General features: G+C 51.6%; 15 protein-coding genes and 1 riboswitch. Of the genes, 10 read left to right on the forward strand and 5 right to left on the reverse strand.

From position 1 onward, the window contains the following. Positions 1-195 precede the first annotated feature (195 nt). The 3 genes from LK436_RS13530 to LK436_RS13540 all read left to right on the forward strand — a co-directional run bounded on the left by LK436_RS13530 (position 196) and on the right by LK436_RS13540 (position 2,400). A complete protein-coding gene (locus LK436_RS13530) occupies positions 196-909 on the forward strand; it encodes a response regulator transcription factor (protein ID WP_008395034.1) in 714 nt (237 codons plus the stop codon). Further along, entirely contained in the window at positions 902-1,945 is a 1,044-nt protein-coding gene (locus tag LK436_RS13535) for a sensor histidine kinase (RefSeq protein ID WP_044930338.1), read from the forward strand. Before LK436_RS13530 ends, LK436_RS13535 begins: the two co-directional genes overlap by 8 nt. Positions 1,946-2,067: 122 nt before the next feature. Then, positions 2,068-2,400 carry a hypothetical protein gene (locus LK436_RS13540; RefSeq protein WP_015544053.1) on the forward strand — a complete coding sequence of 111 codons (333 nt, stop codon included), beginning with the start codon at positions 2,068-2,070 and terminating at the stop codon, positions 2,398-2,400. A gap of 65 nt (positions 2,401-2,465) precedes the next feature. Here the strand turns inward: LK436_RS13540 and LK436_RS13545 are convergent, their stop codons facing one another. After that, entirely contained in the window at positions 2,466-3,893 is a 1,428-nt protein-coding gene (locus LK436_RS13545; RefSeq protein ID WP_008395031.1) for an alanine/glycine:cation symporter family protein, read from the reverse strand. A gap of 221 nt (positions 3,894-4,114) precedes the next feature. After that, on the reverse strand, positions 4,115-5,032 hold the full coding sequence (gene glsA / locus LK436_RS13550; protein WP_347476039.1) for a glutaminase A: 918 nt from the start codon (positions 5,030-5,032) through the stop codon (positions 4,115-4,117). A gap of 351 nt (positions 5,033-5,383) precedes the next feature. Here glsA and LK436_RS13555 point away from each other — a divergent pair, with 351 nt between their 5' ends. From LK436_RS13555 to LK436_RS13575, 5 genes are all read left to right on the forward strand, one after another. Further along, the gene (locus LK436_RS13555; protein WP_008395029.1) at positions 5,384-6,364 is read left to right on the forward strand and encodes a LysR family transcriptional regulator; all 981 of its coding nucleotides are present in this window, start codon (positions 5,384-5,386) and stop codon (positions 6,362-6,364) included. Between the two features lie 28 nt (positions 6,365-6,392). Then, positions 6,393-6,586, forward strand: a riboswitch (cobalamin riboswitch). Positions 6,587-6,766: 180 nt separating this feature from the next. Continuing rightward, complete coding sequence (locus tag LK436_RS13560) at positions 6,767-7,516, forward strand: energy-coupling factor ABC transporter permease (RefSeq protein WP_008395028.1); 750 nt, start codon at positions 6,767-6,769, stop codon at positions 7,514-7,516. 101 nt (positions 7,517-7,617) lie between these two features. After that, positions 7,618-7,941 carry an energy-coupling factor ABC transporter substrate-binding protein gene (locus tag LK436_RS13565; RefSeq protein WP_182433236.1) on the forward strand — a complete coding sequence of 108 codons (324 nt, stop codon included), beginning with the start codon at positions 7,618-7,620 and terminating at the stop codon, positions 7,939-7,941. Further along, positions 7,942-8,709 (forward strand): cobalt ECF transporter T component CbiQ, encoded by a 768-nt coding sequence (gene cbiQ / locus LK436_RS13570; RefSeq protein ID WP_008395026.1) that lies wholly within the window; start codon positions 7,942-7,944, stop codon positions 8,707-8,709. Positions 8,710-8,770: 61 nt separating this feature from the next. Next, entirely contained in the window at positions 8,771-9,697 is a 927-nt protein-coding gene (locus LK436_RS13575; protein WP_021966930.1) for an energy-coupling factor ABC transporter ATP-binding protein, read from the forward strand. On the opposite strand, the gene LK436_RS13580 is transcribed toward LK436_RS13575, so the two are convergent. Further along, positions 9,685-13,506, reverse strand: a complete 3,822-nt coding sequence (locus LK436_RS13580) for a UvrD-helicase domain-containing protein (RefSeq protein WP_008395024.1) — start codon at positions 13,504-13,506, stop codon at positions 9,685-9,687. The genes LK436_RS13575 and LK436_RS13580 overlap by 13 nt on opposite strands. Next, the gene (addB, locus tag LK436_RS13585; RefSeq protein ID WP_008395023.1) at positions 13,497-17,051 is read right to left on the reverse strand and encodes a helicase-exonuclease AddAB subunit AddB; all 3,555 of its coding nucleotides are present in this window, start codon (positions 17,049-17,051) and stop codon (positions 13,497-13,499) included. The genes LK436_RS13580 and addB overlap by 10 nt, the downstream gene beginning before the upstream one ends. A 182-nt stretch (positions 17,052-17,233) precedes the next feature. Here addB and LK436_RS13590 point away from each other — a divergent pair, with 182 nt between their 5' ends. Further along, entirely contained in the window at positions 17,234-17,881 is a 648-nt protein-coding gene (locus LK436_RS13590; RefSeq protein WP_008395022.1) for a DUF1836 domain-containing protein, read from the forward strand. A gap of 366 nt (positions 17,882-18,247) precedes the next feature. Here LK436_RS13590 and LK436_RS13595 read toward each other — a convergent pair whose 3' ends face one another. Continuing rightward, complete coding sequence (locus tag LK436_RS13595; protein ID WP_008395020.1) at positions 18,248-19,141, reverse strand: LysR family transcriptional regulator; 894 nt, start codon at positions 19,139-19,141, stop codon at positions 18,248-18,250. A gap of 244 nt (positions 19,142-19,385) precedes the next feature. Between LK436_RS13595 and LK436_RS13600 the strand changes: the two genes are divergently transcribed. Then, positions 19,386-20,423, forward strand: a complete 1,038-nt coding sequence (locus LK436_RS13600) for a carcinine hydrolase/isopenicillin-N N-acyltransferase family protein (RefSeq protein ID WP_227910076.1) — start codon at positions 19,386-19,388, stop codon at positions 20,421-20,423. Positions 20,424-20,434: the final 11 nt, after the last annotated feature.

A 20,434-nucleotide genomic window follows, 5' to 3' on the forward strand; every position in this document is an offset into this window, starting at 1 on the left:
GCCCGTCCGTGTTCCAGCTCTCTGCCAGAAATAAGAAACTAAAACCGGCAGTTTCCATCTAGTGGAAATTATGGTACAATGACCGCAAAGCGGACATTTTGTCCGCGCCGAGAACAGGATGCTAAACCCCCGGAGATTTTGCTTCCAAGGTTTTCACCCACTTTAAAATAGTGTCACGCGGAAGGAGAGCAAAAGATGGATCAGACAGGACGAAAGAAAATTCTGATAGCAGATGACGAGCAGGATCTCAGAGAAATCCTGAAAATGATTTTAAGCGCCGAAGGGTACGAAGTAGTTGAAGCAGAAAACGGGCTGCAGGCTGCCGAATTGGCGGACGAGTCCATTGATATGTATATTTTAGATGTCAATATGCCGGAGGAAACAGGCTTTGAGGCTGCCAAAAAAATCCGGGCCCGCTTTCAGGCGCCGCTTCTGTTTCTCACAGCCTACTCAGGAGAAGCAGACAAGGTAAACGGCTTTTTAATCGGAGCAGATGACTACATCGTAAAGCCCTTTTCCAATATGGAGATGATCATGCGGGTTCGCGCTGTGTTCCGCAGAGCGGAGCAGGGAACTCCTCCCGCCGCAGCCAGGGAGGAGACAGCTGAAAAAAAGGGGATGATCCCCATCGGCGATTTGCTTCTGGATACAGAAAGTCAGTCCCTTATAAAGAACCAGGCTGTAATCAGCCTGACCTATACGGAATACCGAATCCTGGAGCTTATGGCAAAGCACAGAAAAAAAATCTACTCCCTGGACAATATTTACCAGAGTGTATGGGGGGAAGACGCTGTTGGGGACGGTGCAATTATGGTACACATAAAGAATATCCGAAAAAAAATGGGCGACAATTCACGAAATCCGAAATATATAAAAACAGCCTGGGGAAGGGGATATTACATTGACTGAACACCGTGTACGCAGGAGGCAGCTCGCCTGGGAGCTGATCCTTTATTTCTGTATCAGCATGATCTGCTCTGCTGTTTTTTATCTGTTTCTATACGGAGGAGCCGCTTCCATCGCACAAAATTACCTGCACTACAGAGGGTGGGTTCCGGCCAGAGAATGGCTTTCGGCCGGGAGGCTGTGGCTGAAGAGTTTGTGTGCCATGGGAGCTGTCCTGTTTTTTCTCTGGATTTTCTTTATTCTGCTCTCTAAAAAAGTGTCCTACCTTCTGACCATCATAAAAGGAATCGAAAAAATGGATGCCAGAGAGATGGACTTTTCCATTCCTGAGGAGGGAAATGATGAGCTGGCAGAGCTCGCCGCATGCATCAACAGGCTTGCATGTTCTCAGAGGGAGCTTCGCTTCCGGGAGCAGTCCCTTCGTGACGAAAGGGAGCGCTTCATCCGCTCCATGTCCCATGATATCCGCAACCCACTGGCTGCAATCCTCGCCCGCTCCGAGTATATGAGAGAGCGTGAAACATGGAGTGAGGAGGAAATCAGGGCTTACATTGACAGTGTCTGCAGCCGGGCCGGCCAGATCAGAGAATTGACCGATCGCCTGCTAAACACAAATGTCAGAAAACTGACACATATTGAAAACGGGAGATTCCTGATGGAACAGATGGCCAGCGAATGGGAAGCGTCTCTGGAGGAACACTTTCTATGCCAGCTCTCTCTCGATGCCTGCAGAAATTTTGAGTGGACCGTGGATCCAGGAGAACTTCAGAGAATTTTCGACAATCTGATGACAAATATTGAACGGTACGGAAACGAAAACTGTCCTGTGAGTCTGGAAATCAAAACCGGAGCCGATTCCCTCTGTATCACACAGGAAAACGTTATTTCTAAAAATGCCGTTCCGGAAACGGAAAGCCGCGGACTGGGAATTGCTGCAATCCGCCAGATTGCGGAGCTTTACCAGGGCAGTATCACCATTAATCGGACGCCGGAACTCTTTCATATTGAAATTGTTTTAAAAGGACTTGTTATTCTTTAGAATTCTTCAGAAACTGCTGTGACTTTTTTTCAGATTTTCCTGCTACACTGGGAGCATGAAAATGAAACAGAGAATCTCATTCGTTTTTAAACAATCAAAAAAAGATGAAAGAGGTGCAAAATATGGCATTAGGAATGTTAATGGTACTGTTTGTTGTGATGAGTGTTTTGGGTGCAATTGGTATCCTGATTATGTTTTTGGCAAAAAAATCACGGTTTCAGAGCGGAGCAGTCTATGTGATGGCTGCCTTCGGACTGCTGACAGCATATCTGGGGGCTAACAGCCTGCCGTCAAACTATCTGTCCGCTCAGCTGTTTAGATGGGCAATCGGAGCTGTTGGAATTGCAGGAGCGCTTCTGTACTGGAAAAGCTCAGAAGAAAGCTGGAAGCTGGCAGGCAGACTGCTGGTAGCCGGATCTGTGGTTCTCGGTATTGCAAAGCTGTTTCTTCTTTAAAGTGATGCAGGAGGCGGTATACCCCAGCCATGGGAGTATGCCGCCTCCTGCATTTTCTGTTTTCTCTAATTCCAGAAATCTGTCTTTGTCTCCAGATTAATGCTCGCTGCCTTAAATACCGGATTCTTTCCCGCTCTCTTCTGTTTCAGGTAATCATTCATGCAGCGCACAGCCGGACCGCAGAGGATCAGGATGACAGGAAGATTGATAATTGCCATCAGTCCCATGAGCACATCTGCCGTATTCCAGGCCACGCTGAATTCCATTGTAGAACCAAAGCATACAATCAGAGCTGCCGCGATTCGGAACACAAGCATCAGTTTCTTTCCCGGCTTCTTGTCACAGATATAGCCAAGCCCCATCTCTGCATAGTAGAAATTTCCGATTAATGTGGTAAACGCGAACAGGCAGAGTGCAACTGTGATAAAAACAGTTCCAAAACCTCCCAGTGTATTGGCCACCGCCGCCTGCACATAAGGCATTCCCTGGAGCTCTGTGCTTGGTTCAATTCCGGAGCACAGAAGCATGAAAGCCGTTGCGGAGCAGATCACGATAGTATCAATATAGACGGAGAGCATCTGCACCAGTCCCTGCTTTACAGGATGGGAGACTCCTGCGGATGCAGCTGCATTGGGAGCGGAACCGACGCCCGCCTCATTGGAAAAAAGGCCTCTCTTGATTCCCTGCATAATAGCGGAACCAGTAAAGCCTCCGAATATCGCCTGGAAATCAAAGGCCTGTGAAAAAATATCCGCAAACATCTTGGGAACCAGATTTAAGTGGGTCACAATAATGGCAAGAGATACAAGGATATAGAAGATTCCCATAACAGGAACGAGAACTCCTGTAACCTTTGAAATCTGTTTGCTTCCTCCGAATATGCAGAGAGCAAAGATCACGGCCAGCACAACTCCCACAATCAGAGGTGTTGTGGATTCGTCATAAAAACTGTATGCCCGGAAGGAATCCGCAATGTTAAATGCAGCTACCAGGTTAAATCCTCCCATGTAAGTTACAATCAAGGTACATGCAAAGAGGACTCCCAGCCACCGTTTCTTTAACACTGCCTGTATGTAATAGGCCGGACCTCCATAAGAGCTTCCGTCATCGGCCCTCCTCTTGTAAATCTGAGCCAGTGTACTCTCAATAAACGCAGATGCGCTGCCTAAAAGGGCCACCAGCCACATCCAGAACATGGCCCCTGCTCCTCCGATGCAGATGGCTGTTGAAATTCCCGCAATATTTCCCGTTCCCACTCTGGACGCAGTAGATACCATCAGCGCCTGGAAGGAAGAGATGGATTCCTTGTCGTCGCTGGGCTCCTTTACCACCCGGATTGCCTCCCGCAGACAGCGAAACTGCACAAACCTTGTCTTTATTGTAAAAAAGACGCCCGCTCCGAGAAGCAGTATAATCAGAATATAGGTGTACAGCCAGTTACTCAGCGTATTGATAATTTCCGCAAACAAATCGAAATCACCTTCCCTTTCCACAAATTTTTCATCTCTTATTCTTCTTACTGAACTTTTTAAATGCTCATTTTATCTGCCAAACCTGCCTTCGTCGTTTTCCCCCTTCCGATCACCTGTCTCTTCTGTGATCGCGGCCTAAATTTAGCATTTTTTAATACTTTTTATACATTTTTTATTATAATATATCACCCCTTGTCTTTACAACAAATTTTTGCAAAATTTTAACCTTTATTCAATCTTTTCTAATCTTCCCACGCGAACATGTGAAGATTCAGTTTCTCAGAAACGTATCTCAGCATGGCCTGGCCTCCTGCGCTGTTTCCCTTCTGATCCAGGGACGGACCGTAAATGCCGATTCCCATTTTTCGGTCCACAACAGAGAGGATTCCTCCTCCTACGCCGCTCTTGGACGGGATTCCGACCTCCACGGCAAATTCACCGGAACCGTCGTACATACCGCAGGTGAGCATAATCGTTTTCACCGTGCGCACCACCTCCCTGTCCAGAAGCCGCTCTCCCGTTTTCGGATGAAATCCCCCGTTTGCCAGCACCAGGCCAAGGCCTGCCAGGCTCTTTGCCGTAACGCTTAAGGAGCACATCTTGATATACAGCTCCAGACTTCTCTCCACATCGCATTCAATAATTCCCTTGCTCTGGAGCAGATAGGCGATAGCCCTGTTTCTGGCACTGTGCCCCATCTCCGAGGAGTAGACTCTCTCATCCAGCCTGATCTTCGGATCCAGGCAGAGCTTTCCCGCATAGTCCAACAGCTCTTTAAAGCTGAACACAGGCATCAGGTAGCTGGCCACTGCAATCGCCCCGGAATTGATCATTGGATTATAGGGATAATTGCTGGTCATATCCAGCTTGAGCAGGGAATTGAAGGCATCCCCTGACGGCTCCATCCTGATTTTTTCAAACACCTTTTCAAAGCCGCAGTGCTGAAGCGCCACACACAGGGAAATTACCTTGGAAATACTCTGAATGCTGAACCTCTTTTCTGCATCCCCGGCCTCATAGACTTTTCCGTCTCTCGTATAAATACAGATCCCCAGATCTGTTTTATCAGCCCGTGACAGCTCCGGTATATAGGAGGCGGTTTCCCCCTTCGGCACCTCTCTCATCCCGGCAAGAAGAGCCTCGTTTAAAATCCGGGGCATCTCCCCGTCCGATACGCCGCCATTTCTTCCACCGCCTTCTTTCTGAGGCGACTCTAATCTGACTTTTTCCTCTGTCATTTCTCATTCCCCCGTCCTGCCTGGATATCCTCTCCCATAGCTGCTTTTCAGCCCCCGACTGTCGTCTCGATGGGACTGCTCGTCAAAGGCATGCTCATGCAGGCATGGCATGCGCTTTCCTCGCTATTATACCATCTTTTCTGAACAGGGCCTAATTCTCTATATCTATAGGGATATAGCATATTGCTACAACAAAAACCCACATCAGGCACTTTTTTATGGTATAATGACTATAAAACAGCTATTACAGAATCCCATTTTGAGAGGTCAGCTATGAATTTTGATTTAAATCTGAAGCATCTTTCCTACTTTATAGCGGTTGCCCGCCTTGGCTCCATCAACAAGGCGGCACAGACCCTTTACATATCACAGCCCTACCTGGGGAAAATCATAAAAGAACTGGAGAATACGGCGGGAACGGTTCTGTTTGAGCGCACACGCAGCGGAGTAATCCTGACGCCTGACGGGCGCGACTTTTTGGAGCACGCGGACACCATTTTAAGAGAGGCAAAAAAGCTTCAGCGCTTTTCAGGCTCCTCTGATGCTCCCTCCCATTTCCTCAGCGTGTCCATGACTCGCTTTTCCCACATCATGGAGAGCTTTATCGAGATCGTTCTCCGGCACAAGGATGAGCCCTCCTTTCTTCACCGCCTCCGGGAAGGGACTGCCCAGGAGGTAGTCGAGGATGTCTATTCCGGCCAGTTCAGCGTGGGCGTCATCCACCTCGATCCGAAAAACCGAGGGCAGGTGAGCTCCCACATATCCTCTCTGGGGCTCTCTTACTCCTTTCTGGCCCACGTACGGCCCCACATCATCCTCTCGGCAAACCATCCCCTCATACGGGAGGGACGTCCTGTCACGCTCCGCAATCTGGCCCCCTACGGCTTTGCCAGGTACCAGGATGCAGCCGAGGATTACGCCTACCGGATTTTTTCGCAGAATGCTCAGTATAACCTGAACTCAGGGCCTAAAATCGTATATCTGGACGGCCGTGCTTCCCTGATGCACCTGCTCTCCAACAGCGATTTCTACAGCATCGGCATTCACGATTTCTCAGCTCAGAGCTCCACCTATCAGGTCATCTCCATTCCCATTGAGGAGTGTACCGACTGCCTGGAGTTTGGCTGTATTCTCCCGAGAGGCGGCGCTGTTTCCGGCATTGCCGCGGAATTTCTGGAAGAATTGAAAAGCAGGCTTTCCGAGGGCATCACAGCTCTCTGGCAGACAGAAGGCAGAGCGGAACATAACCGTTGACTTTTGGATTGTTCTTTCCTATAATATATCTGAATTGAATATGGCGAGGTGCCTGCGTTTTCATTCCGCAGGAGAATAGAGAAGTGAGGTGAAAATCCTCCACGGTCACGCCGCTGTAAAAGAAGAGTTGTCCCCAAAACGTGTCACTGGGCTCTGCCTGGGAAGGCCGGGGGCAATGAGGACGCTTGAGTCAGAAGACCTGCCCGCCATAGGAAATCGGCAAAGCTTACTGCGAAGGACAGAGGCTCTGTCAGACGGCCTTTACCCAGCCGTCGGCGCTCTTCACAAGACTTTCTGTGATGAAGCGCTTTTTTGCGTGCCCTGAAAAAGCAAAGCCTGAGACAGGAACACCGCAAGCCATTAGTGCAGATGGGTGCGCACAGCGAATGAAAGGAGTTTACGATGACAAAAACGAGAAAAACACAAATCCTTCTGGCAGCTCTGCCTGCCGCAGCCCTCGGCGTCTCTTTTCCGGCCTCTGCCATGCACATCATGGAGGGTGCTCTCCCTGCCGGATTCTGCGTGGCCTGGGGACTGATCTGTCTGCCCTTTCTTCTGGCAGGCTTCTTTTCCATCCAAAAGACGATCCGTGAAAACCGGCGCGCCATCACTCTTCTGGCCATGTCAGGGGCCTTTATCTTTGTGATCTCCTCCCTGAAAATTCCCTCTGTCAGCGGAAGCTGCTCCCATATGACGGGGACGGGACTGGGGGCTGTCCTGTTTGGGCCCTCTGCTATGTCTGTTCTGGGGATTCTGGTACTGATTTTCCAGGCGATCCTTCTGGCTCACGGCGGCCTGACCACCCTGGGAGCCAATACCTTCTCCATGGCTATCGCAGGTCCCTTCGTCTCCTGGCTGCTCTACCGGATCCTTAGCGGTTTCCGGATAAACAGAAAAGTTTCCCTTTTTGCAGCCGCTTTTCTGGGGGATCTCTTCACTTACTGCGTGACTGCCTTCCAGCTTGCCCTGGCCCATAACTCGGCCACCTCCTTCTCCATCGCCTTCAGGGAAAATCTGGTTATCTTTGCAGGAACCCAGATCCCTCTTGCCGTGGTAGAAGGGCTTTTGACTGTCGCCATCGTCATCGGACTGGAATCATATGCGCAGCCGGAGCTTGCCGCTGTGGGATTTTTAAAGGAGGGAACTGAATAATGGAAAGAGAAGACCGTTTCGCACCGAAAAGAAGGGAAGGGAAAGCCGGAACCGGCCATAAGACAGCCGAGAAAAGCAGCCGCACTCTCGCAGCAGCCCTCCTGATCGGGGCCGTGCTGATCGCATTTGCCCCTCTGTTTCTTTTAAAGGGCGCAGAATTCGGCGGTTCAGACGACCGCGGCAACCAGCTGATTGAGACGACGGATCCAGGCTACGAGCCGTGGGCCTCCCCTGTTCTGGAAACACTGCTGGGAGGAGAACTTCCAGGGGAGGTAGAAAGCATGCTGTTCTGCCTTCAGACGGGAATCGGCGTGGGCGTGATTGCCTTCTTTATGGGCCGTTTTGTGGAGAGGAAGAAGTGGACGAGACAGTGCGGATTATCCGAAATCCCGGATGACTGCCAGACAGTACGAGAGGAAAGATAAATGCTTTTAATTGACAGCTTCAGCTACCAGTCACGGCTTCGCTATATCAACACCGGTGAAAAGTTTTTCTTATCCATCCTCACCCTCTGCCTCTGTGTGGCAGGGCGCTGTATCCGGCTGGATCTCTATATCATCCTGGTCATGGCAGCTCTTACTGTCCTGGCCGGGGGACTTTCCCCCGTCTCCTACTTTCGCCTTTTTCTGATCCCCCTCAGCTTTCTTGCAATGAATGCCCTGGTTTTAGGGCTTTCTCTGCGGGAGACTCCCCTGGAGCTTTTCTCCCTTCCGGTGGGAGGGTTGTATCTGACAGCCGGGAGGGAGACTCTCTCTGCCGCCGCCTGCATGGCTGCCACTGCCCTGGCAGGTGTATCCTGCCTCTATTTTCTGGCTCTCTCCACGCCCCTTTCAGAGCTTCTCCTGTTTCTCAAAGGGCTGCATCTTCCGGCGCTTATCATCGAGCTGATGATGCTGATTTACCGGTTCATCTTTCTGCTCCTGGACTGCGCCGGAAAAATATCCGTGGCCCAGCGTTCCAGGCTGGGGAACCGCGACTTTCACACCTCCCTGTCTTCCTTTGCCTCCCTGGTCTCCTGTCTGTTCATCCAGTCTGTCCGCCGTTCCGGCATCCTGTATGACGCCATGGAGGCCAGATGCTATGACGGGAATTTTTCTGTTCTGAGGGAGTGTCTGCCGCCAAAGCCTTCCCATCTGGTTCTGATAGCTGCCTTTGAAGCCTCGGCCTGCCTGGTTCTGTGGCTGGCTTCCTGACTTATCACTCGTCATTCATCATTCACACTCACTGTTCACCACCCATTAAAGGAGGACCGACATGAAGCAAACAGAACTGACCGGCACCTGCAGAGTCTGCTGCCGGGACATGACACAAAAGGAGACAGAAGCACCCGCCAGACCCGTCTGTCCGGAAAGTGAGGTGATCCTTCAGGCAGATCACCTGTTTTTCTCCTACGACCAGGGGCGCAGCTGTGCACTTCGGGATCTCTCTCTGAAAATCAGGCGCGGCAGCAAAACAGCTTTTCTGGGAGCCAACGGCTCCGGGAAGTCGACTTTTTTTCTCTGCTGCAACGGCATTCACCGTCCCACATCCGGCACTCTGTCCTTTGCCGGAAAGCTGGTGGGATACTCCAGAAAAGAACTCTTATCCCTCCGCCAGAAGGTGGGAATCGTATTTCAGGATCCGGACAGCCAGCTCTTTTCCTCCAGCGTTTACCAGGAGATCTCCTTCGGAGTCATGAATCTGGGATTTCCCGAGGAAAAAGCGCGTCAGGCCGTGGAGCGGATTCTCGATGAAATGGAACTGACCTCTCTGAAAAGCCGTCCCGTCCACACCCTGTCAGGGGGACAGAAAAAGCAGGTTTCCATTGCCGATATTCTCGTGATGGAGCCGGAGCTTGTCATTCTGGATGAGCCGGCCTCCGCCCTGGATCCCAGGCATACGAAGCTGGTCCGGGAGGCTGTTAAGCGGATGACCGATAAGGGGATCACCGTCATGATGGCCACCCATGACGTGGATTTCGCCCTGGACTGGGCCGATGAGGCTGTCGTGTTAAAGGATGGCTGCGTCCTGGGGCAGGGGACGCCGGAAGAGATTTTTACCGACAGTGAACTTCTTTCCCAGGCAAATCTCTCTGTTCCCGCCGCCCTGCGCCTGTTTGACTCCCTGTGCCGCAAAGGGATCCTGGATCCCTCTCTTCCCATCCCCAGAAATCTGGATGAGCTGGAAAGCTATCTGGCCTGAGAGGAGCCCTCTGGCTGCAGCCTCACCTCTCCCAGGCGGAAGGAGTAAATCACCGTTTCCTTCACCCTCTTTTTCTCCATCTGCATCAGTGCCCGCCTGTAGTAGTCAAGCTGAATCCCATACCTCTCCCTCAGCGTCTCTTCCTTTTCCACATAATCCGTCTTGTAGTCCACCAGCACCAGCTCTCCGTCCTCCTCGAAGAAGGCATCGATAATTCCCTGAACCAGCACCAGCTCATCGGAGTTAAAATCTCCCATCTCTCTGGCCGGAATGCCGATAACAAACTGGCTCTCCTTTTTCAGCCTTCCCTCTCTCTGGGCGGCGGCCATCCGCTTTCCCAGATCTGAACTGAAAAATGGCCAGATGACAGACTCTCTCACAAGCTCCCTGGAATCGGCAGTCATCTTCCCCTCCTCCACAAGCCTGTCAAGCTGCTCCTTTATATCAGACTTTTTTCTGATCTCATGGAAAGACAGAAGTTCCATGGCCCTGTGGTAGGCGGTTCCCCGCCTGGCCCCCTGTACCTCCTTCTCCTCACCGGACAGGAAGGATGGAATCGTCGGGAGGAATGCGCTCTCCTCAAAGAGCTCCTCATCTCCCTCTTTTTTAATGTCGGACACGGACATTTTCGTGTTCAGCCGCAGCTCATCCTCCCAGGGGTACTGGAAGGAGAAGGACTCCTCCAGCCTCTTTCTGTACTCCTCATCTCCCAGCATCCCGAATATCTGAGAGGCAGGAGACTCCTCCCCTTCTTCCTCCCTGTCCGGCCACAGGAGCATATCCTTTGTCACCTTCCGCCTTACCTGCTCCCCGATCTCTTCACTTAAAAGCTCCTTCGCCATCACCTCGCGCATCCAAATCCGGCAGACGCCTCCCTCCATGGCCATCAGCACCCAGTCCAGATAAGAGCCGGCCAGGGACAGGAGGGTAAAGGCAAGTCCCCTCTCCCCTGTGTCCAGAAGCTCTTTCCATTTTTCCAGCTTTGCCTCCAGATTTCTGTCAGAGGCTGTCAGGATGAGTTTCTCCTTGGCCCTCGTCATGGCCACATAGAGAACCCGCAGCTCCTCCCCCATGTTTTCCAGATCCATCCTGCGCTTCAGCACATTTTTCTTGAGGGTGGGAGCCTTAAGCCTTGTCTCGGCATTCAGATAGTCCGTCCCGATTCCAAACCGGGAGTCGATCAGAATCTTTCCTCTGGTATCCTGCCTGTTAAACTGCTTACCCATTGCAGCCACAAAGACAATGGGAAACTCCAGTCCCTTGCTCTTGTGAATGCTCATAATCCGCACCGTATTGCCGCCCTCTGCCGCAGTGGAGGCCTCGCCGAAGTCTGTATTGTACTTTTTCAGCTTTTCAATATATTTGATAAAATGGAACACCCCTCTGTAGCTTGTGGCCTCATAGGCAGCCGCCTTCTCCACAAGCATGTCCAGATTGGCTCTGCGGGTCTCCCCTGCCGGCATGGCGGACACATAGTCATAATAGCCGGTCACGTCAAAGATCCGGTAAATCAGCTCGTGGATGGGCAGATAAACGGCCTCCCTCCTCAGCTGTTCCGTCACCCGGAAGAAGCTGGCCAGCTTTTCCAGAATTTCCGGTTCCCGCTCTCCTTCTGCAGAGGACTGCATCGTTTCTCCTGCCTGATCGCTCTCCCCCAGATACAGGCAGATAGCCCCGTACATTCCCCGGTCCTGTCCCCGGTTTGCAGAATGCTTAAATCTGGCCGCGATCTCTGCCAGCTCCCGGTCCGTCAGCCCGAAAAACGGAGCCTTTAAAACGGCGGTAAGGGGAATATCCTGCATGGGGTTATCCAGCACTGCCAGAAAATTCAGCATCGTCTCCACCTCAATGGTGGTAAAATAGCCTGTCTTTGACTCGGCAAAGGCCGGAATGCCCTGGTGTGCCAGAGTCTCCACAAAGCTCTCCGCCCACCCTGAGACGCTGCGCAGAAGGATGACAATATCTCTGTACTCCGCCTTCCTGTAGCGCCCAAGCTCTTTGTCCCAGACCGGGCATCCCCTCTCCGGATCGGTCAACTCTCTGATCCGCTTTCCGATCATCCTGGCCTCCAGCTCCTGCCTTGTGTAGTCGGAGATGTCATCGTCCAGCTCCTCCAGCACGCTGTCCTTTGTGTTAATGAGGAGGATCTCCGTGGAAAACGGATCTCTCTGCTCCTCTAAAGGCCCATCCTCTCCGGCTTCCCCTGCAGTCTGTCCTGCAGCAGACCCAGAAAGCTCCGCCTCTTTTCGGCCCCTTTCCTGTGGCAGGGGCTCAAAGGAGGCCCCCGGGTGAAGGGCTGTCTCCTCTGTGTAGGAGATGGAGCCCAGATTCTCCGTCATAATCCGGTAAAACACGTCGTTGGTGCTCTCCAGCACCTGCCTGCGGCTTCTGAAATTCTGGTGAAGCTCAATCTTCTGATAGAGACTGTCTTCCTTCGTGTAGGAATGGTACTTTTCCAGAAACAGCTCCGGTCTGGCCAGGCGGAATTTGTAAATACTCTGCTTTACATCGCCTACCATAAACACATTGGGTGTTCCAAACCGTTCCCTGGACACTGCCCTGATAAGGGCCTCCTGCACCAGATTGCTGTCCTGATACTCATCCACCAGGATCTCGTCAAACTGCCCTGCCAGAAGATCGGCCGCCTCGCCGGGCCTGTGTTCTCCCCCCTCCTTTTCCTCCTGGTACAGCACCTGAAGGGCCAGATGCTCCAGATCGTTAAAATCCACCAGGTTTCTCTCCCTCTTCTTTGCCTCAAACCGTCCGGCAAAATCCTCCGCCAGCGTAAGGAGCATGAGAACTGCCTCGCTGCTTCCTGCCAGATCTGCAAGGATTTCCTCCTCGGAGGCAAACAGAAACTGCCCCTTCATCTTCTCCACAGCCTTCTTGATCCGCTTCCTGCACTCAGACACCTTCTCCTTTTTATCCGGGTTCACCGGTGAATGTTTCCCCCGGACAGCGGCCAGCTTGGGAAATTCAAAGCCTGACGCCGCCTGCACGAAGCTGTCGTACCCCGACACCTCCCGGAGCTTTTCGGCATTTGACAGATCGGAGAGAATCATGGGAAGATAGGCCCCGGGCCCATCCTCCTCTGAGCAGAGCCTGGCAGCCTCCTGAAGCTGCCCCGCCCACTCAGACGCCTGCCTCCTCACATCTTCCAGCAGAAACTGCATCCACCCGGTTCTGTCGAGGGCCTCCACAGAGGTGTCCGACAGCTCTCTCCTGCACTCGTCTATCCACTCCTTCGGCCAGGGATTGCTCTGGGAAAAGCTGTAAACCTGGTAGATGTAATCGTCTATCCCTCCGTCTGCCTTTCCGGACGCATAGGTTTCCACGAAATTTTCAAAGGCCGGATCATGTCTCCCATACCAGTCCTCCAAAAGCTCCTCCATCACATCCCCCCGCAGCAGAAGCATCTCGCCCTCATCCCCCACGCGGAACGCAGGGTCAATGTCCAGGCAGTCAAAATGTTCCCGCAAAATATGGAGGCAGAAGCTGTCAATGGTAGTGATCTGGGCATACTGCACCATAATCGCCTGCTGCTGCAGATGTTCATTGCCCGGATCCTCTTTCAGCTTCTTCTCGATGGCGTCGTGGATCCTCTCGCGCATCTCCGAGGCCGCCGCCTTGGTAAACGTCATCACCAGCAGCCTCTCAATATCCCCCGGCCTCTCCCCGTCCGTGATCATCCGGATGATTCGCTCCACCAGAACTGCGGTCTTTCCGCTCCCGGCAGCGGCTGAGACAAGGAGATTCCTGTCCCTGCTCTCAATTACCTGCCTCTGCTCCTTTGTCCAGTTTACTCCCATGACTCTGCACTGCCTCCGTTTCCGTCTTCCTGACCGCCTCTGCTTATGCGGTTCCCTGTTCTGCCTTCTCCGATTCTGCTTTCCTCTTCCTCCGCCTCAATCTCCTCCCAGACTGCCTCCGGTTTCATTGCCTTAAAACGGCGGAAAGAATAGCCCTCTGTCTTCAGATCAAAGCCGCAGATTCCGTGATAAGGACAGTAATCGCAGGCGGTGCGGTCTCCCCGCTTGTAGGGATCCACCGTGATCCTTCCGTCCAGGATCTCCCGTCCCATGGACTGGATTTTCCGGTTGACGAACCCGGTCAGGGCCGCAAAACGCCTTTCGCTGGCTACCGAGGATCTGGCCTCCTGAATGATCCCCGCCTTGAAGGCCACCGGGATCACATCAGACTGGGTCTCTATCTCTCTGTCCAGATGGGAGATGGCGTCTAAATCACTGTTTACAAGCCCGTTCATCCTGAGGGCTCTCAGGATTTCCTCCTGGGTCTCCTCCTCATCCATGTCCTCTGACTTTTCCACCATTGGATCTGCGATATTGTAATAGAAAATTCCCGCAGGCACGACCTGCTTGTCCGGGTGCTTCCTCTGTTCCTTCTCCATGGCCGCATCCAGATATACCACCAGCTGCATCTGAAGCCCGTAGAACAGCTCCGTCAGCTCGAATTTCGTCTGACCTGTCTTGTAGTCAATAATCTTTACATAGATTTTGTCCTCATCCTCACACAGATCCATCCGGTCAATGCGCCCCTGAAGGTGAACGGCCTCTGTCCTGGAAACAGGGATCTTCATAGCCTTCAGATTATCTGCCGGCGTAAAGGTAAGCTCAAAGCCGGCCGGCTCGAAATCTCCCTTCTTGAGCTGTTCCGTGAGGGCCCACACGGTCCTGTCTGTGATCCGCTCCACACGGCGCCCCAGATATTCATTTCTGGAGGAAGCTGACACCACCGTATTCCCATACTCCGCTGTCACCGCCGAGACGCAGCGTCCCACAAGCTCCTTCCTGTCCTCCGGAGAGAGGGTGCGAAAGCTCCTTCCCTCCTCCTTCATGGTCTTAAAAAACAGGTCAATGGAGCTGTGAAACATGTTTCCGATATCCGCTGCAGCCAGCTCATACTCTCTCCTCTCCCGAAGCTCCAGCCCGAAGTTCAGAAAATGGGCGTAGGCGCAGGCTGCATACCGCTCCATTCTCGTCACGCTTCCGCGAAGGATGGGGCTGTACAGCCTGCCTGCTGCAGTCCGCCCGATTCCCCTGTCCTCATAGGAGCAGAAGGAAGCCTCCACCAGACGCCTGGTCATCTCCCTGTACCCGCTGTCCGTATAGAATCGGCGGTAAAGCTCCAGGAATTTCGGCTGGGAGGAGGACGCACTCCTCTCGCGAAGCCCTCCGATTAACGCCCGCCTTCCAGCCGGAAGGGACCAGGCTGCCTCCTCAAACTCGTCTGACCGCGTCTCCGTAAGCTCTGGAAACAGCGACTTCACCTGCCCGATCAGGCTGGAAGGGCGAAGCCCCTTACCCGCTGCCGAGGTCTGGCTCCAGGTCAGAAACAGAGTGTCCGACGGCTTTGTCATGACAAGATAGAGGTACAGCCGCTCTAAAAAGCCCTCCTCCCTGGCCGTCGGCGCCAGCTCCACACCCTTTTCCTTTAAGAGCCTCCTCTCCGCCTCTGTCAGGATTCCCCCTCTCCTGACAGCAGACGGCACGATTCCATCGTTGACTCCCACAAAAAACAAGGCCTTTATGTGGGAGAGCCTGGTTCTTGTCAGATCTCCCGCCACCACGCGGTCTACCACAGCCGGGATCAGTCCCACCTTGATCTCCTCAAAGCCTGCATCCAGGATCTGTGCATACTCCCTCCGGCTGACCACCTCGTCGCCCAGGAGGGCAGCGACCCGGTCAAACAGCTCCATCACAAGCCCGTAAATCTGGCTGTACTCCTTCTCAAGCTCTGCTTCCCCCATCTCAGAAAACCGTTTTTCCCACTCTCCCAGCTTCTCCTCTGCGTGAATCTCCTCCAGAAAATGCACAAGGGCCGCCGTCATTTCCCGAACCGAGGACGAGCGGTCGGAAAATACCTCCCTTAAAGGCCGAAACGGCGCCACAATCTGTTCCCGGAACTCATTGAGCTCGTCCAGATTTAACAGCTCTCCATCCCGGTACACCCGTTCCCACCGGCTGTTCCAGCGCTTATACCCCCTGATTCCCAGAGCCTTCACATAATTTTCCAGTCTTGAGAGCTTTTCCACATCCTCCACGGCCATTCCCGTTTTCAGATACCGGAACACGCTCTCATAGGAAAAGTCCTCGGTCAGCGTTTCCATGGAGGCCCTGAGAAGCTCTACCATGGGATTTCCGAGAATATTTTTCTTGCTGTCCAGAAAGCAGGGAATTTTGTTTTCCTGAAACTGCCTTGTAAGCTCCCCGGAGTAATCGGACAGGGCTCCCGTCACCACCGCAATATCCCGGTAGCGGTACCCCTCTTTCTTCACCAGCCTCTCAATCTGGGCACAGACAAACTGGATTTCCCGGATGGGATTCTCCGCCTGATGAAGAATCAGCCCACTCTTTCTGTGGGGAGCCCCGCAGCCGGTCTGATTCTGTTTTTCTTCTTTCCGTTTTCCTTCTTCCTGTTTTCCTTCTTTCTGTTCCCCTCTGCGCCCGTACCGGAACAGCTCCCTCTCAATCTTTGAAAGCTCAGGGCTCTCTCTGAATCTCGGGCAGTCTCCCTTAAGAAGAATATCCTCTGTGCGCCCTGCTCCGGAGGAGGCGGCCAGATCCGTAAGCCTGCACACCGTATGGCTGCTTAGGTGAAACAGGTGCTGGATGGGCTTTTCTCTGTAGGGATTCTCCTCCGGATTCATGGTAATGGTCACCGTCACCTGTCGGCAGTAGGTTAAAAGCAGCTCCAGAAGCCTGTACTGCACCGGCGTAAACCCCGTGTATCCGTCCAGGGTCACCACACTGTCCTTAATCAGCTCTGAGCGCGGAATTACCCGGCACAGAATATCAAGGATCTCCTCCTTTGCAATGAACCGGTCCTTCGTATATTCCCGGAATCCCTCATACAGCTCGCTCATGTCTGAGAGCTTCTGGCGCAGCATGGCGCTCTGGGTGCCCTCTGCCATCTCCTTCAGAGCCTCTCCAGTGATCCCATACTGGAAAAACTCCGACATCATGGATTTCAGCTCCCCGATAAAGCCGGATTTGTCCAGATGGCTTCCAAACAGGCGCAGCTCCTTTTTCCGACCTGCGGCCACCTTCCTTAGCACCATGGACTTTCCCATATCGTCCAGAACCGCCGGCGTCTCCACAGCCAGCTCCTCGAAAATCCGGTAGGCCAGACGCTCAAAGCTGACAATATCGATGTTTCTCACGCCGTGGCAGGGATGCATGGCCACAATATCCTTCTGTGTCTGCATGGTAAACTGCTCCGGCACAATGGCAAAGTATTTTCCTTCCGGCTCCTCAAGTGACTGCCGGATCAGGTTTTCGTAGAGAACATGGGTTTTCCCCGAGCCGGAACCGCCGATAATAAACTGTAATGACATGGAAAGCCTCCTTTTCCTCTTTGTTCCCTATTGTACTACAAACATCCGTTCTCCTCAACCGGGAAGTTTGCCGGCCTCCCCGCAGGTGAAAAGGAGAAACTGCCTAAGACCTGTCCTCAGAACGATTTTCTCTTGTCATCTAGTATTCAATACTATATAATATAACTATGAGGTGACAAGGTATGAAAACAAATGAAGAACGCTTAAACGCATTGATGGACTACGTGGACAGCTTATCCCGCATCAATCCGTCTGATATTCCCAATATTAACCTGTATATGGATCAGGTGACAACCTTCATGGATACTCACCTGGCTTCTTCCCGGTGGATCGGCGAGGACAAGGTGCTTACAAAGACCATGATCAACAATTACGCAAAAAACAATCTGCTCCCGCCTCCGGTGAAGAAAAAATACTCCCGAAACCACATTCTGCTTCTGGCCTTCATCTACTATTTTAAGAATGTTCTCTCCTTCAGGGATATCGAGCAGATCCTCTCTCCTATCACAGAATGCCATTTTTCAGACGGCTCTGTGCCGGAGCTGTCTGAGATCTACAGCGAGGTCTTTTCCCTTGAAAAGGAACAGCGGGAACGTCTGAAGGAGGATGTGCAGGTTAAATTTGAGGCTGCCATGAAAACCTTTTCCGATGAGCGCTTCCCTTTATGCGGGAGCGATGAGGACAGCGACCGGCAGTTTCTTCAGCTCTTCTCCTTTATCTGTGAGCTGGCCTTTGACGTATATCTGAAAAAGCAGATGATCGAACTGATTGCCGAACAGCTTCGGCAGGAGAATCCGCCGGAGGGAAAGAAAAAGAAGGACAGGAAATAATGGCAGAGGGGCATAAAAAATATTGCAAAAATACCGACCTGTGTCAAGTGAACGGGAAATAAGAAAGAATCCTGCTTCGCAGGATTCTCCGCCTGCGGCGGGGCGCGAAAGCGGCATTCTTCCTTTCCGCCGCAGTGCGTTCCCGCGGCGCGTTTTTTACATAACGGGGAACGAAGTTTCCTGTTATGTAAGAAAACTCTATGTGAATGAACGAACCATTTGCATAGAGTTTTTCTTTTGCTATTTCAAAATTCCTCTTTAGCTCTTTCAGAACCGATGGTTTTTCGATTATAGGAGACTCTCGATGTTCCCCATTAGAATAGATTGGCTTTGAATAGCGGTGCGGTTTCCTACAGCAGACAAGAATTATATTTCCGGTTCAAGCAGCTCCCGCAGGTACTTTAAAAAGATATTTGCAGCCTTGGAAAACACCTGATATTTTTTCCAGACGATAAAACCGCGAGCCTCTAATTGTGGGAAAAAAGGGCGAAAACAAAGGTTGCTGCCTTGTGTGTTGATAAGCTTGTCATAGCACAGGGCGTATCCAAGTCCTTCATCTACTAACAGAGAAGCGTTAAAAAGCAGGTTGTAAGTGGCCACAATATGCAGTTCCGACTCTTCCCGCTGAAGCCATTGGTTCAGGTATACGTCGTCTCCTTTCTGATGGGAAACAATAAGAGGTTTATCCCACAAATCTTCCGGGCAGATAGTTTCTTTTTCTGCCAGGGGAGAATCCTTACGCATTAAAACACCCCAGGTATCTTTGATTGGAACCGGGATGGCCTCATATTTCTGCGGATCGATCTCCGTAAAAAGCAGCCCAAAATCAATAATCCCCTTATCCAGATATTCTAATACATGTTCTGCATTACCGCTGGAGATGTTATATCGAATATCTGGATATTTTTGCTGCAATTTTTTTGCGACCTTAGCAAAAAGACGAACTATCTCCGTTTCACCGGTTCCAATAAATACATTGCCTGCGATGGTTTCATTAGAGCCGGTTATTTCTTCTTCCGTCCGCCGCATAAGCAAGAGCATTTCTTCTGCACGCTTACGCAGAATCATGCCTTCCTCTGTCAAAATAACCTTGCGTGAACCTTTGACTCCACGGATTAAAAGCTGTTTTCCTAACTCATCCTCCAAATTTTTGAGTTGTGTGGACAAGGCCGGCTGAGAGATGTGCAAGGACTCAGCGGCTGCGGTAATATTTTGTTCCCTGGCCACTGCTAAAAAGTATTCCAGCAAACGCAGTTTCATTTAGATATCCTCCTGCATTCAGTATACCGAAAAATTCCATAAAAATCAATTATGAATAATGATAATGAATAAGTATTTGATATGCTATTTTGAAGCGGATATACTGAGCTTATAGAAACGAAAGTGTAAGGAGGATTTCAAAATGACGCATAAACGCTTGCAAAAAAGCGGAATACTCTGCCTTTCCTTTTTATTTGGTATCACAATGTTAATGACTGGATGCAGAGAAAGGACGGATGACCATATGCCGAACGCAGAGAATAACAGAACTGCTCAAACTTCACCGGATGCAGAAAACGTCCATCTGATCTCTCCCGCTTCGGAGATTGCGGAATTGGAGGATGGTTTCTCTGCCATCCGGTATGACGGAGATTACGGCTTTGACGAATTCCTCGCCGGCGGCGGCGCTTCATCTGATGGAGAAGTCGTTGAGTATCTTGCAAATAATCTTCTCTCCGATTTGAATTTGGGGGACCTGCTGGGTGGTATTTTTGGATGCAGCACCATTGCGGTACAAAGTCCTGATGGAGATGCCCTGTTTGGACGCAATTTTGATTGGAAGAACTGCGAAGCCATGGTTGTGGAATCCCATCCAGAAAACGGCCATGCTTCTCTTTCTACTGTTAATATGGATTTCATCTCCCAGAACGTGGGCGGCGGCATGGTAGGGATGGCTCTGAATTTGGACGAGTTCAAAACACTCGCTGCCCTGTATGCTCCGCTGGACGGGATGAACGAAGCCGGCTTGGCTGTATCCGTGAATATGATTCAGGACAGCGCTGTCATTGAGCAGAATACGGATAAGCCGGACATTACCACTACAACAGCAATCCGCCTACTGCTAGATAAGGCTGGGAGCGTGGATGAGGCGCTGGAGCTGCTCAGGCAATACGATCTCCATGGTTCTATGGGCATGATGATCCATTTCGCCATAGCAGATTCTGCCGGCCGCAGTGTGGCAGTGGAATATGTGGACAATGAAATGGTTATCACGGAAACGCCGGTACTGACAAACTTCTATCTGGCAGAAGGAGAGAAACAGGGGATTGGAACGGAACAATCCCACGAACGGTATGATATTCTGAGAAATAAGCTGGAGGAAACCCCTCAGATGGAAATGGAAGATGTCAGAGATGCCCTGGACCGTGTGAGCAAGGATAATTTTGGTGAGTTTGAATCCACCGAGTGGAGTATCGTTATGAACCTGTCTGAAGGAGAGGCCCGGTATTATCACCGGGAAAATTATAACCGGAACTACACTTTCCGATTAGAATCTCGATAGAAAGGAGCGGC

Origin of the sequence: Clostridium sp. M62/1, from assembly GCF_020736365.1 — a bacterium.
In the GTDB taxonomy this organism is placed as follows: Bacteria; Bacillota; Clostridia; order Lachnospirales; family Lachnospiraceae; genus Otoolea; species Otoolea saccharolyticum_A.